This window comes from Planctomycetota bacterium (assembly GCA_039819165.1).
In the GTDB taxonomy this organism is placed as follows: Bacteria; Planctomycetota; Phycisphaerae; order Phycisphaerales; family UBA1924; genus JAHCJI01.
In genome coordinates this window covers 959309-973985 of the sequence record JBCBSM010000001.1, presented here as the reverse complement: position 1 = coordinate 973985, position 14677 = coordinate 959309, and the positions used below count along the sequence as shown (strand labels likewise).

Annotated in this window: 15 protein-coding genes and 1 tRNA gene; 11 read left to right on the top strand and 5 right to left on the bottom strand. The window is 71.3% G+C overall.

What is annotated here, in order from left to right:
- Positions 1-4: 4 nt before the first annotated feature.
- Positions 5-478 (bottom strand): thioesterase family protein, encoded by a 474-nt coding sequence (locus tag AAFX79_04345; GenBank protein MEO1007770.1) that lies wholly within the window; start codon positions 476-478, stop codon positions 5-7.
- Between the two features lie 62 nt (positions 479-540).
- Between AAFX79_04345 and AAFX79_04340 the strand changes: the two genes are divergently transcribed.
- From AAFX79_04340 to AAFX79_04320, 5 genes are all read left to right on the top strand, one after another.
- Positions 541-1128, top strand: a complete 588-nt coding sequence (locus tag AAFX79_04340) for a GNAT family N-acetyltransferase (protein MEO1007769.1) — start codon at positions 541-543, stop codon at positions 1126-1128.
- On the top strand, positions 1125-1844 hold the full coding sequence (locus tag AAFX79_04335) for a methyltransferase domain-containing protein (protein MEO1007768.1): 720 nt from the start codon (positions 1125-1127) through the stop codon (positions 1842-1844). The genes AAFX79_04340 and AAFX79_04335 overlap by 4 nt, the downstream gene beginning before the upstream one ends.
- Positions 1845-1858: 14 nt before the next feature.
- Positions 1859-2587, top strand: coding sequence for a 7-cyano-7-deazaguanine synthase QueC (queC, locus tag AAFX79_04330; GenBank protein ID MEO1007767.1), 729 nt, complete (start codon positions 1859-1861; stop codon positions 2585-2587).
- A complete protein-coding gene (locus AAFX79_04325; GenBank protein ID MEO1007766.1) occupies positions 2584-3354 on the top strand; it encodes a 7-carboxy-7-deazaguanine synthase QueE in 771 nt (256 codons plus the stop codon). Before queC ends, AAFX79_04325 begins: the two co-directional genes overlap by 4 nt.
- Before the next feature lie 77 nt (positions 3355-3431).
- Positions 3432-5012 carry a trypsin-like peptidase domain-containing protein gene (locus tag AAFX79_04320; protein MEO1007765.1) on the top strand — a complete coding sequence of 527 codons (1581 nt, stop codon included), beginning with the start codon at positions 3432-3434 and terminating at the stop codon, positions 5010-5012.
- A gap of 11 nt (positions 5013-5023) precedes the next feature.
- Here AAFX79_04320 and AAFX79_04315 read toward each other — a convergent pair whose 3' ends face one another.
- Genes AAFX79_04315 through AAFX79_04305 form a run of 3 tightly spaced genes read right to left on the bottom strand, consistent with a single transcriptional unit; the run spans position 5024 to position 10546 of the window.
- On the bottom strand, positions 5024-5872 hold the full coding sequence (locus AAFX79_04315) for an alpha/beta fold hydrolase (protein ID MEO1007764.1): 849 nt from the start codon (positions 5870-5872) through the stop codon (positions 5024-5026).
- A complete protein-coding gene (locus AAFX79_04310) occupies positions 5865-9185 on the bottom strand; it encodes an efflux RND transporter permease subunit (GenBank protein ID MEO1007763.1) in 3321 nt (1106 codons plus the stop codon). Before AAFX79_04310 ends, AAFX79_04315 begins: the two co-directional genes overlap by 8 nt.
- Positions 9182-10546 carry an efflux RND transporter periplasmic adaptor subunit gene (locus AAFX79_04305; GenBank protein ID MEO1007762.1) on the bottom strand — a complete coding sequence of 455 codons (1365 nt, stop codon included), beginning with the start codon at positions 10544-10546 and terminating at the stop codon, positions 9182-9184. The genes AAFX79_04310 and AAFX79_04305 overlap by 4 nt, the downstream gene beginning before the upstream one ends.
- A 124-nt stretch (positions 10547-10670) precedes the next feature.
- Here AAFX79_04305 and AAFX79_04300 point away from each other — a divergent pair.
- The 6 genes from AAFX79_04300 (at position 10671) to AAFX79_04275 (ending at position 13125) form a co-directional block, all read left to right on the top strand.
- A tRNA-Ile gene (locus AAFX79_04300) sits at positions 10671-10743 on the top strand.
- 119 nt (positions 10744-10862) lie between these two features.
- Entirely contained in the window at positions 10863-11732 is an 870-nt protein-coding gene (locus tag AAFX79_04295) for a DUF502 domain-containing protein (GenBank protein ID MEO1007761.1), read from the top strand.
- 62 nt (positions 11733-11794) lie between these two features.
- Entirely contained in the window at positions 11795-12100 is a 306-nt protein-coding gene (gene raiA / locus AAFX79_04290; GenBank protein MEO1007760.1) for a ribosome-associated translation inhibitor RaiA, read from the top strand.
- A gap of 7 nt (positions 12101-12107) precedes the next feature.
- Positions 12108-12590: a PTS sugar transporter subunit IIA gene (locus AAFX79_04285; GenBank protein MEO1007759.1), complete on the top strand. Its 483-nt coding sequence runs from the start codon at positions 12108-12110 to the stop codon at positions 12588-12590.
- Positions 12591-12619: 29 nt separating this feature from the next.
- The gene (locus AAFX79_04280; GenBank protein ID MEO1007758.1) at positions 12620-12907 is read left to right on the top strand and encodes an HPr family phosphocarrier protein; all 288 of its coding nucleotides are present in this window, start codon (positions 12620-12622) and stop codon (positions 12905-12907) included.
- Positions 12904-13125 (top strand): Trm112 family protein, encoded by a 222-nt coding sequence (locus AAFX79_04275; protein MEO1007757.1) that lies wholly within the window; start codon positions 12904-12906, stop codon positions 13123-13125. Before AAFX79_04280 ends, AAFX79_04275 begins: the two co-directional genes overlap by 4 nt.
- Here AAFX79_04275 and murA read toward each other — a convergent pair.
- Positions 13122-14477, bottom strand: coding sequence for a UDP-N-acetylglucosamine 1-carboxyvinyltransferase (murA, locus tag AAFX79_04270; protein MEO1007756.1), 1356 nt, complete (start codon positions 14475-14477; stop codon positions 13122-13124). The two genes, AAFX79_04275 and murA, sit on opposite strands and share 4 nt — an antisense overlap.
- Positions 14478-14677: the final 200 nt, after the last annotated feature.

Here is a 14677-nt window from a genome sequence, read left to right as displayed (position 1 = left end):
CGTCCTACGCCTCGGCCAGCTCCCGCAGCCAATCGGGCACGGGGGTCGGGCGGGCCTCGCGATCGACGCAGGCGAGGATCGTGTGCCCGGTCGCCAGGGGCTGGGCGGCCATCCTCCGGGAGTCTTCGTCGCCCGGCTCGAGCAGTTCCACGGCGTAGTCGTGCCGGAGGCGTGCCCGGCCGACCATCGACGCCTCGCAGCCGATCCGCAGCACGTCGTCGTAGCGGACGGGCCGGCGGAAGCGGATCTCCATGCTCGCCACGACGAGGTAGATCCCCGACGCCTCCATCGCCGCGTAGGTCCGGCCGCTGCGGCGGAGCAATTCGGTGCGAGCCAGCTCGAACCACGGCGCGAAGCTCGCGTGGTGCGCCACGCCCATCGGGTCGCACTCGCAGTAGCGGACGCGGAGCTCGACGGCCCTGGCGGCGATGTCACCCGGCTGGGTCCGATCGCCCGCGATGGATGCGGAGGTGCTCACGCAGGGAGTCTAGCGTTACGGCTTTCGCTCCGGACCCCGCACGCCCTACGCCGAACCGCCGCATGTCTCCCCTTGACGAAGGCCGACCACGCCCGCCCGCGCCGTCCTCGGCGGCGATCTCGGTCCGCGCGCTGGCGGCGACGGATCCCATCGCGAGCATCACGGCCCTGCTGCACCGCGCCTACGAGGGCCAGCGGCGGATGGGCCTCGATCCGCTTGCCGGCCGGCAGACCATCGAGCAGACCCGCCGCCGCTGCTACCGCGGGCAGACCTTCGTCGCCCTGGCCGGCGATGGCGGCTCGCCCTCGGACGGCTTCGCCCAGCGACTCGTGGGCACCATCCTCTTCCAGGAGCGCGAGGACGCGGCGTTCCCGGCCTGGTTCCTGCGGCACGACGCCACCCACTTCTCGCAGTTCGCCGTCGATCCACGGATGCACGGCGCGGGCGTCGGCTCGCTGCTGCTGGCTCGCATCGAGCGGGAGACGCTCCACGCCGGCAAGCGGGAGCTCGCGCTGAGCATGGCCGAGCCCGACGAGCCGCTGCGACGCTACTACGAGCGCCGGGGCTACCGCGTCGTGCAGGACTGGCGGTGGCCCTACACCAACTACCGCAGCCTCATCCTCAGCAAGACGCTCGGGGAGGGCGCATGACCGGCGGCAAGCACGACGACGCGCCGGGCGTCGTGGGCGTGACGCCCGAGGAACTCGGCCCGCTGCCCGACGATGCGCTATCGGATCCCGCTGCCGCCCGACACGACCCGGGTCGATGGTTTGCGCACCCCGATCGCCCGCTCGAGATCGAGGTCGGCCCGGGCAAGGGCGGCTACCTGGTCGAAGCCGCCGCCCGGCGGCCCGAGCACAACTTCCTCGCCATCGAGAAAGCGGCCGACGTGTACTACTACGCGGCCGACCGGGTGCGCCGGCGGCGCGAGGCGGGCATGCTCGCCAACGTCCGGATGCTGCGGGCCGACGCGGTGGACTTCTTCTGCTGGCGGCTGGCCGATGGGTGCGTCGATGTGGTGCATCTGTATTATTCGGACCCCTGGCCGAAGCGCAAGCACCACAAGAACCGCGTGCTTGGCGATGCCTTCCTGGCCGAGTGCCACCGGGTGCTGGTGCCGGGGGGCGAACTGCGGCTGGCGACCGACCATCCCGATCTTTGGGCGTTCTACGAGGAACAGCTAAGCCGCTGGTGCGCGCCGGGCGGTGGGGCTGCGGCCGGCGGGTCGCCGCCGGTCTTCGAGCGGTTGCCGCTGGAGCGGCTGCCCGAGGCGCCCGAGGGGGGCCTGGTGGGCACCAACTTCGAGAAGAAGTTCCTGGAGCGGGGGCACGCCGCGCGGGGTGCCATCCTGCGCAAGCCGGCGTAACAATGTGGCGGGCAATGACCACGCACGAGCACAAGCCGGCGGTGGTGCTCCTGAGCGGCGGGCTCGACAGCGCGACCTGCCTCGCGCTGGCGGCGTCGCGGGGCTTTGCGTGCCACGCGCTGACCTTCGGCTACGGGCAGCGGCACCGGTGCGAGATCGAGTGCGCGGAGGCCCTGGCCCGTGCGATGGGCGCCGCGTCGCACCGCCTCTTCGAGCTGGATCCGGCGCCCTTCGCGGCGTCCGCGCTGACCGGGCGCGGCGCGGTGCCCAAGGACCGCGATCCGGTCGCCGCGGGAGGCATCCCGGCGACGTACGTGCCGGCTCGCAACCTCGTGTTCCTCTCGATCGCCGTGGCCTACGCCGAGACGCTCGACGCCGGCGACGTGTTCATCGGCGTCAACGCGGTGGACTACTCGGGCTACCCCGACTGCCGGCCCGAGTTCATACAGGCGTTCGCGGCGGCCGCCGCGCTTGCGACCAAGCGGAGCGCCGAGCGCGGCGTGGGCGTTCGCATCCACACGCCGCTGGTCGATCTCTCGAAGGCCGAGATCGTCCGCCTCGGTTCGGATCTCGGCGTGGACTTCGCCGCGACGACATCGTGCTACGACCCCGCCGATGACGCGGATGGCGTGCGGGCCTGCGGCCGGTGCGAGGCCTGCCGGCTGCGGCACGCGGGCTTCGAGGCTGCGGGCATCGCCGATCCGACGCGGTACGCCGGCGAGCCGGTCGGGAGCACGCGATGAGCCGCGCGTCGCTGCCGGTTTCGCGTACGTTGAACGCTGACGCGCCGGCGGGCGCCGCGGTGCTGCCCATCGCCGAGACCTTCGTGTCGCTGCAGGGGGAGGGCAAGCTAACGGGCGTTCCCTCGTGGTTCGTCCGCGTCGCCGGCTGCAACCTGCGGTGCACCTGGTGCGACACGCCCTACGCGAGCTGGGCGCCCGAGGGGACCACCCGGGCCGTCGACGATCTGCTGGCCGAAGCCCGCGGCGTGCAGTCCCGGGGCGTGCGGCACGCGGTGCTGACCGGCGGCGAGCCGATGCTCTTCGACGCGATCGAGCCCCTGGCAAGCGGGCTTCGGGCGGCCGGCTGGCACATCACGATCGAGACGGCTGGCACGATCCACCGGAGCCTCGCGTGCGACCTGATGAGCATCAGCCCCAAGCTGGCCAACTCGACGCCCGCGGGCGATCCACGGGACCCCGGGGGCCGCTGGGCCCGGCGGCACGAGGCAACGCGGCTGCGGCCGGCGGTGCTGCGGTCGCTGCTCGGCGAATACTCGGAGCACCAGGTGAAGTTCGTCGTGACGAGCGGCGACGATCTCGCGGAGATCGATGAGTTCGTTTCGGGCCTTCGGGGCCTGGATCCGGCCGACGTGCTGCTCATGCCCGAAGGGGTGACCATCCCCGACGCGGACCGCGTGGCGTGGGTGGTGGACGCGTGCCTGGCCCGAGGCTGGCGGTACGCCCACCGGCTGCACGTGGAGTTGTTCGGGGATCGTCGGGGCACGTAACCTGGCCGGGGCGTGACGGCCGAACCGCCCGGGCGCGTCCCGCGTCGTACACGACACGCGTTGGGAAGGAGGCCAGCATGGCATTTCGATTCACGGCCATCGCAACGACCTGTGCCCTCTTGCTGGCGGTTCTGGCCGGCGTGGCGCTGCCGCCATCGCCCGCGACGGCGGTCGCGGTGTCGGCCGCCTCTGGCCAGCAGGACGGGCAGCTGCGTCCGCTCGAGCCCGAGCCGCTAACGCTGCAGATGAAGACCAAGGCCGACCAGCTCGAGTCGACGCCCGACGAGGCGATGCGGGCCGAGCTGGCGTTCGCGTCGAGCCTCAGCCGGGTGTTCCGCAGCGCGTCGAGCACCATCGAGCCCTCGGTGATCCATATCCAGACTGCCCGCAACGTGGTGCGGGTGCGGCGGGACATCCTGGGCCGCGAACTGGCGCGCAAGACCGAGCGGATCAACTCGGGTGTGGGCTCGGGCGTGATCGTGACCGGTGACGGCTACGCGCTGACCAATCACCACGTCATCGACGGCGCCGACGAGGTGCTGGTGACGCTGTCGGACGGCCGCCAGGTCGTGGCCGACGTCGTCGGCTCTGATCCCGGGACGGACCTCGCGGTGCTGTACCTCGACGCCGAGGGCCTGACTCCGGCGACGATCGCCGATTCGGACGAGCTTCAGGTCGGCGACTGGGTGGTGGCGGTGGGCAGCCCATTCGGGCTCGACCACACGGTGACGGCGGGCATCGTGAGCGCCAAGGGCCGCTCGGTGGGCGGCCGCTCGATGGCCGACGCGGGCAGCTACCGCGTCGAGGAGTTCATCCAGACGGACGCGGCGATCAATCCGGGCAATAGCGGCGGGCCGCTGGTGAACCTGCACGGCCAGATCGTGGGCATCAACAGCATGATCGCCACGTCGTCGGGCGGCTCCAACGGCATCGGCTTCGCGATCCCGAGTTCGATCGTGGTGCGGGTGTACGAGAACCTCCGCGACAACGGCCGGCTGGAGCAGGGCTACCTGGGCGTGGAGCTTGCCAACGCGGGCGACGTGGCCGCCGAGACCGGCATGCCGCTGCCGCTGGGCGTCTTCGTCGAACGGGTGTACGAGGGCGGGCCGGCCCAGGTGGCGGGCCTGCAGGTGGGCGACGTGATCACGACGGTCAACGGGCGGCCGGTCGAGTCCTTCGGGCGGCTGCGGCAGCTGACGGGGCTGATCGGCCCCGGCGAGCCGGTGGAGCTGGGCGTGGATCGCAGCGGCGAGGAGCTCACGGTCACGCCAACGGTCACCAGCCAGGCCGAGATCCTGGCGTTGCGGACGCGGGCCAGCCGCGAGGAGCTCAACCGCCGGCTGGAGAGCGCGGTGAGCTTCGACAAGCTGGGCATCACGGGCCTGACCGTCGACGAGTTCATCGTCGACCAGTTCAACCTCCTCGACGTGCGGCAGGGCGTGATCGTCAACACGGTGGAGCCCGACTCGCCCGCGGCGGCGCTGCGGATCGGCCCGGGCGACGTGATCATGAGCATCGACGGCCGCTTGGTCGCCAATGCCGAGGAGCTGCTGCTCGCCCTCACCGAGTCCGACCTGGCGTCGGGCATCGGCGTGAAGTGGAAGCACGGCGGCATGGTGCACCGCTCGCAGGTCAAGCTCCGCGGCGGGGCGCGCTAGGGCGGCCGGGCTCATCCGGGCGGTGGACCGCCCGGATCGGTGAGCACGCCGGCGCGCTCCAGGTGCGTCCGGATTGCGCGCATGTACGCGGCTTCGTCGGGCGGCGGATCGTTGTGGTCGCCGGCTATCTCAAACAGGGTTGCGTCGGGAGTGATCGCCGCGAGATCCCGGCCGTGCTCGATGGGCACGATGGTGTCCCCGGTACCGTGGATGATCAGCACGGGGCGGTCGAAGCCCCCGAGCACGCGGTCGGTGCGGAAGGGGTCTCGGCAGAGGAACGGCGGCACGCGATTGCGGGCGAACATCGCGCGGACGCTGGTGAACGTGGACTGGAGCACGAGCGTGCGGAGGGGCCGTCGATCGGCCAGTTGGGCCGCCACGCCGCCGCCGAGCGAGAACCCGTGCGCCGCAATCCGGTCGTCGTCGATGCCGTCCATGGCGACCAGGGCGTCGTACCCGGCGACGGCGGCGGCGGTCGTGCTCCGCTGCGTCGGCCGGCCGGGCGTGCCCGCGTAGCCCGGGTACTCCACGAGTAATACCGCGACGCCCCAGGAGGAGTACATCCGCGCGGTCGGCAGCATGCTGGCGATCGATTCGGCGTTGCCGTGGAACAGCAGCACGGCCGGATGCGGGCCCCCGGACGCGGGCTCCAGCAGCCAGGCGACGATGGGATCGCCCGCGTCGGTGAAGAGATCGAGCTGCTCGGCGTCGGCCGGCGGCGGGGGCAGCGGGTCGACCGCCCAGCGCGGGAAGAGCACCGCGCGGTCGGGCGACAGCACGAAGTACACGGCCACGAGCAGCAACCCCACGATGGCAAGCGAAACCACCATGCGGCGGAGCACGGCCCGCGAGCTACGCATCCGATGCGGGGGTGCGTTCGTCGGCGGCATTCTCGTCTCGCGCGGGGCTGGCCGACCCATGCCACAACAGGCGGACCAACGCGCGGATGTCGTCCAGGATGGCCAGCAGGCTGGGCAGCACGAGCAGGATGATGACCGTGGCCGACATGAGTCCGAAGGCGATGGTGATCGCCATGGGGATGAGGAAGCGCGCCTGGAAGGATCGCTCGAGCATGAGCGGCGTCAGGCCCAGCACGGTGGTGATGGTCGTGAGGATGATGGGGCGCAGCCGCGCGCGGCCCGCACGGACCAGGGCGAGCGCCAACCCCGTGCCGGCGCGGCGGCGCTGGTTGAAGAACTCCATGAAGATGAGCGAGTCGTTGACGACGATGCCCGAGAGCGCGACGAATCCGATGAGCGAGAGGAACGTCATCGAGAAGCCCAGGGCGATGTGCCCCCAGATCATGCCGATGGTCGCGAAGGGGATGGCCGCCATCACGATGAGCGGCTGGGTGTAGCTGCCGAAGAGCCACGCAAGGATCACGAAGATCAGGCCGAACGCCACCGACATGCCCAGCGGCAGCGTGGCGAAGCTGTCGGAGACCTCCTTCTGCCGCCCCCGCTCGACCACGCGGATGCTCGGGTACTCGCGCTCGAGCCGGCCCAGCTCGGGCCGCAGCGCCGCGACGATCTCCTCGGGATTGCCGAGCGTGCGGTTGACGTCGGCCGACACGGTCACGATGCGGCGGCGGTCGAGGCGGCGAACCGTGGCGTATCCGCGGCCCTCCTCGATGTGCGCCACCTCGATGAGCGGCACGGGCACGCCGGCGGGCGTGAAGACGTAGGTGTTCTCGAGGGCCGCCGGGCTGGAGCGGACGCTCTTGGGCAGCGTGACGCGGACGTCGACGTCCTCGCGGTTGCCCGCGAAGGTGAAGGGCTCGAGGCCAAAGATCGCCGCGCGGATCTGCTCGCCGAGGCTCGCCCGCGTGAATCCGAGCTCGGCGGCTCCGTCCTTGAGATCGAAGCGCAGCTCGCGCTGGCCGGCGTCGGCGTCATCCTCGATGTCGAAGACGGCCTCGATCTGTGCGAGCTGGGCCTTCAGGTCGTCGACGGCGGCCATGATCTGCGTCGGGCTCTCGCCGGTGATGCCGATGGAGATCGCCACGCCGCCCGGCCCGCCGCCGATGGGCTCGAACCGGAGGCTCTTGACGCCGGGCAGCTCGCCGAGTTCCTGGCGGATGGAGAGGATGACGTCCTCGCTGGTGCGGTCGCGTTGCTCGACGGGATTGAGCTCGAGGAAGAGCTGGCCCAGGTGGGGCTGGGCGCGGTCGCCGCCCTCGCCGTTGACGTCGCCGATGGCGCCCGCCGACGCATACACGCTGTTGACCTCGGGCTGCGTGGCGGCGATCGCCTCGATGGCGCTGACGACCTCGTCGGTCCGCTGCACGGGCGTGCCGATGGGCATCTGCAGCGTGACGTTGATCGACTCGGCGTCCTCGCTCTCGAAGAAGATGAACTCCAGGCGTCCGCCGGCGATCATGCCGGCCGACGCGATGAGCACCGAGAGGCTGAGCGATAGCGCCAGGTAGCGTCGCCGCACGAACCACACGAGGGCGTGCGTGTACGCGGGGATGAGGCCCCGGGTAAACAGGGCGTCCCGCCAGCGGTCGTAGCGGTTCTCGAGGCGGGTGAAGTAGGACATCTTGCCGCGGCGCTTGGCTCGGTCGGCCCGGGCGAGCGTGTGGCCCATGTGGCTGGGCAGGATGAACAACGCCTCGATGAGCGAGACCGCTAGTGCGCACGCGACCACCGCGGGCAGGGCCGCGAGGAAGTCGCCGATCTGTCCCTGGATCAGCGCGAGCGGCAGGAAGGCGCAGATGGTGGTGAGCACGGTTGTGGTGACGGGCCAGGTGACCTGCTGGGCGCCGTTGATGGCGGCCTCGAGCGGGCCCTCGCCGCGCTCGTGGCGAGAGGTGATGTTCTCGGCCACGACGATGGCGTCGTCGACGAGGATGCCGATCACGACGATCAGCCCGAACATGGTCAGCAGGTTGAGCGTGATGCCGGCGACCCGCATCATCGCGATGGTGCCCGCCAGCGAGACGACCAGGCCGATGGCCACCCAGAACGACACCCGCCAGTTGAGCAGCAGCACCAGCACGAGGAACACGAGCACGCCGCCCTGCAGCGCGTTTCGGGTCAGCAGGTTGAGGCGACCCGTCACGAATCGGGCGAGGTCGGTCGTGATGCGGGGCTCGCCCGGCACCCGGCCGATCCAGGCCTGGCCCCGCTCGTAGGCGAGCAGCCGATCGGAGACCGGCGTGGTGTTCAGCGGCTTGCCCTGCCGCTCGAGCTGCTGGTTCTGCAGGCCCCGGAAGAAGGTGGCGATCCGCTCGGAGATGGTCAGCTCCAGGGGCTCGCCCCGCATGCCGGCGGTGTAGGCCTTCACCATCTCGGCGATGTTGACCACGTCGCTGTCGCCGACCTGGAAGCAGGTGATGCTGACGGCGGGCTTGCCCTCGAGGCGGCTGATCAGGTCGGTATCGGCGAAGCCGCTGGTGATCTCCGCGATGTCGCCCAGCCGGAGCACCTGTCCGTCGCCGCCCGACTTGACGATGATGCTGGCAACCTGGTCGGCCCGCTCCTCGACGCGGACGGTGCGGACCGACAGCGTCTGCGTCGGGGCCCGCAGCGTGCCGCCCGGCAGCTCCTGCATGGCGGCACGGACGCGATCGGAGATGGCCGGCAGGCTGAGCTTGTGCTCGACCATGGCGTCGGGCCTCACCTCGACGCGGATCTCGTCGGTGCGGATGCCGTCGACGATGACGTCGCCCATGCCCGGCAGTGCGCGGAGGTCGTCGCGTACCTCGAGGGCCGCGTCCTTGAGATCCCGCTCGGGCACGTCGCCGAATATTGACAGGATGACCGCGGGCAGGTTGGGCTCGAGCTTGTCGACAACGATGCGCTCGGATTGCTCGGGCAGGTCCTGGAGCGCATCGACCTCCCGCTTGACGTCGGCGACGGCCGAGTCGATGCCGGTGCCCTCGGCAAATTCGATGAGCAGCGAGGCGCTGCCCTCGGTCACCGTGGTGTTGATCTCCACGACGTCCCGGAGGTCGGCCACGCGGTCCTCGATCTTGGTGGCCAGCGCCCGCTCGATCTCGTCGGGGGCGGCGCCCGGGTAGGGCGCCGACACGACGACGCGGTTGGGCCGCACCTCGGGGAAGAACTCGCGTTGGAGGCCCAGCCCCAGCAGGACGCCCGCGCCCAGCAGGGCGAACATCACCAGGTTGGCGACGACGGGCTTGCGGACGCCGAAGGCCGCGAGGCTCACGGCGCACCGCCGATCGCGGCGCTCGCTGCATCCGCGGGATCGAGGCGAATCGCCATGCCGCCGCGCAGCTCATCGAGGTTGGAGACGATGACCCGTGCGGCCGGGTCCAGCGAGCCACGCACGACGACCCACTGCGTCTCGCCGGCCGGCGCGCCCGGCAGCCTGCCCTCATACGTGAAGAGCGACTCGACCTCGACACGCCGCACCGTGGGCTGCGAATTTGCGCGGGCGACCAGCACCGCACCGTCCACGATCGCGCGACGGGGGACGGCCAGGCTCGGCTCGGCCCGGGACGAGACCACGATGCCGGTCACGAACTGGCCGGGCCGCAGCAGATCGTCGGCCGCCGCGATGCGGCCATCCTCGATCCGAACGTCCTGGCGGACCTCGACGAAGACGGGCAGCGTGCGGGTCTCGGCGTCGGCCTCGGGCGCGAGGCGGGCGATGGTGCCCGACCAACTCGGGCCGCCCGCGAGGTCGAGGGTGATGCTGGCTCGATCACCCACGCGGATGGCGTTGGCGGCCGACACCGGCAGAGACAGCGGCACCTCGAGGCGGGACAGGTCGACGACGCGTGCGACCTCCTGGCCGACGCTGGCGAAGTCACCCTCGTCGAGCGCCACGGTCTGGAGCACGCCATCGATGGGCGCGACCACCCGGGTGCGGCCGAGCTGCTCCCGGGCGAGCCGCAGGTCGGCCTGCTGGCTGCGGAGGGTGGCGTCGAGCGCGGCGCGGCGGGTGGGCACCGCCTGCGATCGCTCGCGAAGCGTGGCGACCTCCCGTTCGATGCGGCGGAGCGCGCTCAGGCGCTGGTCGAGCTCGGTGGGCGCGCCGCCGCCGCGCTCCTCGAAGACGCGGCGGGCGCGGTCGTAGTCCCGCTGGGCAATGTCGGCCTCCTCGATGGCGAGGGTGAGCTGGCGATCGAGGGAGGCCTGCTCGATGTCGAGCTGCTCGATCTGGGCTCCGGTCGTGGCGACGATGGCCCGCCAGGACTCGACCCGCTGCTCGAAGTCGGTCGGATCGATGCGGGCGAGCAGCTGGCCGCGGCGGACGGGCAGACCGGCCTCGACGGTCTCGGGTCGCTCCACGACGCGGCCGGCGACCTGGGTGCTGACGCGGGCGGCAGACATGGCCGCCACCGTGCCGTAGCCCGTCCACGGACGGGCCAGGGGCGTCTGGACCACGCCAACGGCGCGGACGAGCGGCGGGCCGGCCGATTCGCTGGCCCGCGTGGGCTGGGCCTTGGTGTTTTCGAGGATCTTGTAGAGGCCCAGGGCCCCGCCCAGGGCGAGGACCGCGACGGCCGCACGCGTGATGGCGGGGAGGTGCGTGCGGAGGCGGCTGGTTTTGGTGTTTGGCATGTACCCGGTGGCGGCGCACCCCTCCGTTGGCGGAGCAAAGCCTACGCGGCGGTCGACCAGCGGGGGCCCCTCGGGGGTCCGCAGTCGTTGACTCCCCTGATCTTGTCGATACACTCGGCCGGAAGGGCTTGTAGCTCAGTCGGTAGAGCGCACCGCTGATAACGGTGAGGTCACAGGTTCAAGTCCTGTCAGGCCCATTGAGCGGCCCGGGGCCGAGGCGTCCGGGTTCGCAACCCAACGTGTCCGAAGGCCAAGGATGGCGCTGCGTGCGGGTTCCGATTCGCCGCCGCGCTCGCCGCTCCGTGGAGGGCCCCGCGTGACCCGCCAGGACACGTTCATGCAGGACTTCAAGCGATTCTTTGGCCGCGGGCTGGCGGTCCTGCTGCCGTCCATCCTGACGCTGTGGCTGCTGTGGCAGGCCTTCGTGTTCGTGTTCTCCAACGTGGCCGAGCCCATCAACACGGGCATCCGCACGGTGGTGATCAACGCGGTGCCGGCGGTGGTGCCCGAGGAGAACCTCCCCGACGTCTTCTCGGTGGATCCCGAGGAGGTCGACGAGTTCCTGGCGCTGCCCGAGGGCAAGCCGTTCCGCGATCGAGAGCGGGAGGCGGCGCGGCAGTACCTGGTCCGCCAGCAACTGCGGGACTTCTGGTCCGAGCACTGGTACCTCCGCGGCGCGGGCCTGTTCGTGGCCATCGTGCTGATCTACCTGGCCGGCCTGCTGCTGGGCAATTACCTGGGCCGGCGGGTCTACGCCCGGCTGGAGCAGCTGATCTCGCAGGTGCCGGGCTTCAAGCAGGTCTATCCGCACGTGAAGCAGCTGGTCGATCTGGTGATGGGCGAGCGGAAGGTGGCCTTCCGGCGGGTGGTCATGGTGCAGTACCCCAGGCGTGGGATCTGGACGCTCGGCCTGGTGACCAGCGACTCGCTGATGCCGATCCAGGAGCAGACGGGTCGGCCTTGCCTGGCGGTGTTCGTGCCATCGACGCCCACGCCGTTCACGGGCTTCACGATCACGGTGCCCAAGGACGAGGCCATCGACGTGCCGCTGACCATCGACGAGGCGATCCGATTCTTCATCACCGGCGGCACGCTCGTGCCCGACCGATTCATGCCGCCCGAGAGCAATGGGGAGGACGCCACGCGGCCCTCCGGAGCGGCCTCCGGGGATGCGCAGGCCCCGTGACCCGCGGGCGGGTATGCTAAACGCCGGCCGGACGGGTCTGGGTTTGTCAGGAGGGTTGCGCCATGCGCATCGACGTCATCGGCAGGCACATGGACATCACCGATGCCATCCGCGAGCACGCCGAGGAGAAGACCGGCAAGCTCGATCGCTTCCACGATGGGCTCCAGCAGGTCACGTGGACCATCGAGCGGCAGGAGCGGGCCAGCGGCGACGAGTTCACCGTGGAGCTCATCGTTGACGTGGAGCACCACAACGACTTCGTGAGCAAGGAGACGGGCGCGGACGTGTACGCCGCGATCGACTCGGCGCAGCACAAGGCCATCCGCCAGCTCAGGGACCACAACGAGAAGCTCCACGAGAGGCGGTGAGTCGCCCATGGCACTAAAGCTCTCCGCCATCGTGGCCGCCGACGCGATCGTGCCCCAACTCGCGTCCAGCGAGCGGGACGAGGTCATCACCGAGCTCGTCGGCTCGCTCGTGTCCGTCGGCGTGGCGCCGGAGGCCGAGCGCGAGGAGATCGTCGAGGCGGTGCTGCGGCGGGAACGCAGCGGCTCGACGGGCTTCGGCCGGGGCGTCGCGGTGCCCCACGTCAAGCACCCGGCGGTGTCGAAGCTGACCGCCGCCATCGGGCGGCGTTCGGCGGGCATCGACTTCAAGGCCCTCGATCGCCAGCCGGTGTACTCGGTGGTGCTGCTGCTCAGCCCGGTGGCGAGCCCCGAGGACCATCTCAAGGCCATGGAGGTGATCTTCAAGAGCCTGGGCAACGAGGCGTTCCGCCGGGCGTTGCGGCAGGCCGAGGGCCGCAAGGAGATCGTCGAGCTGCTGCACGAGGCCGATCACCAGAAGCTGCCGGGCTGACAAGAACCAGGTCGAGAAAACCCGGCCGAATGGAGTCGACGTTGCCGCAGGAGTGCGAGGTCAGGGTGACCGTGGTGAACCGGCTGGGGCTGCACGCCCGGCCGGCGACGGCGTTCGTCCAGCTCGCCCAGCAGTACGACTCGGACGTCCGCGTCCGCCGCGACGACCAGGAAGTCGACGGCAAGTCGGTGATGCAGATGATGCTGCTGGCGGCCACCCAGGGCGTCGAGCTGTCCGTCAAGTGCGTCGGCGTGGACTGCGAGACGGCGTGCTCGGCCATCGCCGACCTCGTCGCCCGGGGGTTCGACGAAGAATGAGCGAGAGCGGCGAACCCGTGCGGCTGCCCGAGGAGCTGCGGTGCCCGCGGACGGGCCGCGCACTGCGGCTGTCCGCGGACGGCCGCTGGGCCGACGTCGACGGAGAGCCGATCCGATATCCCGTCCGGGACGGCATCCCGGTGCTGATCGCCGACGCGGCCCGAGACCGCTCTGACGATGAGCGGCCAGGTTCGGACCGAGGCGGCGAGCCCGGCTAGCTGGCGTAGGCCTCGGCGTCGTCGAGCACGGCGTCGTTGACGCGCTCGATGTGCGCGCCCAGCGCGGTCAGGTGCTCGTCCATCTTCTCGTAGCCGCGGTCGAGGTGGTACACGCGGCGGATGACGGTGCGGCCGCGAGCGGCGAGGCCCGCCAGCACGAGGCCCGCCGACGCGCGCAGGTCGCTGGCCATCACCGGGGCGCCGACGAGCTTGGGCACGCCGCTGATGACGGCCGTCGGCCCGTGGCGGATGATGCTGGCGCCCATCCGCATCAGCTCGGCCACGTGCAGGAAGCGCTCGGGGAAGATCTTCTCGGTGACCACCGAGTTGCCCTCCGCCAGCGTGAGCATGGCCATGGCCTGGGCTTGCAGGTCCGTCGGGAAGCCGGGGAAGGGCTGGGTGGTGATCTCGACGGGGCGGAGCGGGCCGGTGCGGCGGACGAAGAGCGTGGTGCGGACCGGATCGCCTCCCGGCGCGTCGAGCGGGGCGTGGGGGCCCTCGTCGATCTCGACGCCCGCGCCGCGGAGGGTGTCGAGCGGGCCGAGCAGGCCGTCGATCGGGCAGTTGTCGATGGTCAGCTCGCCGCCGGTCATGGCGGCGGCCATGGCGTAGGTGCCGGCCTCGACACGGTCGGGCATGACGCGGCGGGCGGCGCCGTGCAGCTCGGGCACGCCCTCGACGACGATGCGGGGGGTGCCCACGCCCGACAGCTGCGCGCCCATCGCGTGCAGCAGCCGGCCCAGATCGACGATCTCGGGCTCGCACGCGGCCGATTCGATCACCGTGCGGCCGCGCGCCAGCGTGGCGGCGCACATCACGTTGGCGGTGCCCAGCACGGTCGAGCCGAAGGGCCCGCCCATGAAGATGCGGGCGCCCCGGAGGCCTCCCGCAGGGGCCTTCGCGACGATGTCGCCGTTGGTCAGGCTCACGGTGGCGCCCATGGCGGCCAGGCCGCGGAGGTGCAGGTCGATGGGGCGCTGGCCGATGGCGCAGCCGCCGGGCATGGACAGGCGGGCCTCGCCCCGCTTGGCCAGCAGCGGGCCGAGCACGCAGACGCTCGCCCGCATGGTGCGGACGATCTGGTAGCGGGCGTGGCTCTGCGACGGGTCGCTCGCCTGCACGCGGACGGTGCGGCCCCGGGCGGTGGGGGCGTCGTCGGCGACCTCGCAGCCCAGCTCGGCCAGCAGGCGGCACATGTTGCCGATGTCCGCCAGCCAGGGCACGTCGCCGAGCTCGATGGCGTCGTCGGTGAGCAGGGCGGCGGCCAGCATCGGCAGCGCCGCGTTCTTGGACCCGTGGACGTCGATGCGGCCGCTGAGCGGCCGACCCCCCTCGATCACGAACGCATCCATGCGTTGCGTCCTCCATGTCGCCGTCGTGGCGGACCGCAGGCTACGCAGCCCGGGGCGGTCCGAAAACACGCCGATCCGCCGGCGCGCCCGCCGACGGGGATCATCGGGCGGCGGCGGCATCGGACTTCGGCGGGGCCTGCGCGACCCGGGCGACCCGCAGGATCGACGCGGTCGGATGCGGTCGCTTGGGCTGTTGCTTG

Coding starts and splice junctions, on each gene's coding strand:
- AAFX79_04340 (MEO1007769.1), top strand. CDS start 541: ATGTCTCCCCTTGACGAAGGCCGACCACGCCCGCCCGCGCCGTCCTCG.
- AAFX79_04335 (MEO1007768.1), top strand. CDS start 1,125: ATGACCGGCGGCAAGCACGACGACGCGCCGGGCGTCGTGGGCGTGACG.
- queC (MEO1007767.1), top strand. CDS start 1,859: ATGACCACGCACGAGCACAAGCCGGCGGTGGTGCTCCTGAGCGGCGGG.
- AAFX79_04325 (MEO1007766.1), top strand. CDS start 2,584: ATGAGCCGCGCGTCGCTGCCGGTTTCGCGTACGTTGAACGCTGACGCG.
- AAFX79_04320 (MEO1007765.1), top strand. CDS start 3,432: ATGGCATTTCGATTCACGGCCATCGCAACGACCTGTGCCCTCTTGCTG.
- AAFX79_04315 (MEO1007764.1), bottom strand. CDS start 5,872: ATGCGTAGCTCGCGGGCCGTGCTCCGCCGCATGGTGGTTTCGCTTGCC.
- AAFX79_04305 (MEO1007762.1), bottom strand. CDS start 10,546: ATGCCAAACACCAAAACCAGCCGCCTCCGCACGCACCTCCCCGCCATC.
- raiA (MEO1007760.1), top strand. CDS start 11,795: ATGCGCATCGACGTCATCGGCAGGCACATGGACATCACCGATGCCATC.
- AAFX79_04285 (MEO1007759.1), top strand. CDS start 12,108: ATGGCACTAAAGCTCTCCGCCATCGTGGCCGCCGACGCGATCGTGCCC.
- AAFX79_04280 (MEO1007758.1), top strand. CDS start 12,620: ATGGAGTCGACGTTGCCGCAGGAGTGCGAGGTCAGGGTGACCGTGGTG.
- AAFX79_04275 (MEO1007757.1), top strand. CDS start 12,904: ATGAGCGAGAGCGGCGAACCCGTGCGGCTGCCCGAGGAGCTGCGGTGC.
- murA (MEO1007756.1), bottom strand. CDS start 14,477: ATGGATGCGTTCGTGATCGAGGGGGGTCGGCCGCTCAGCGGCCGCATC.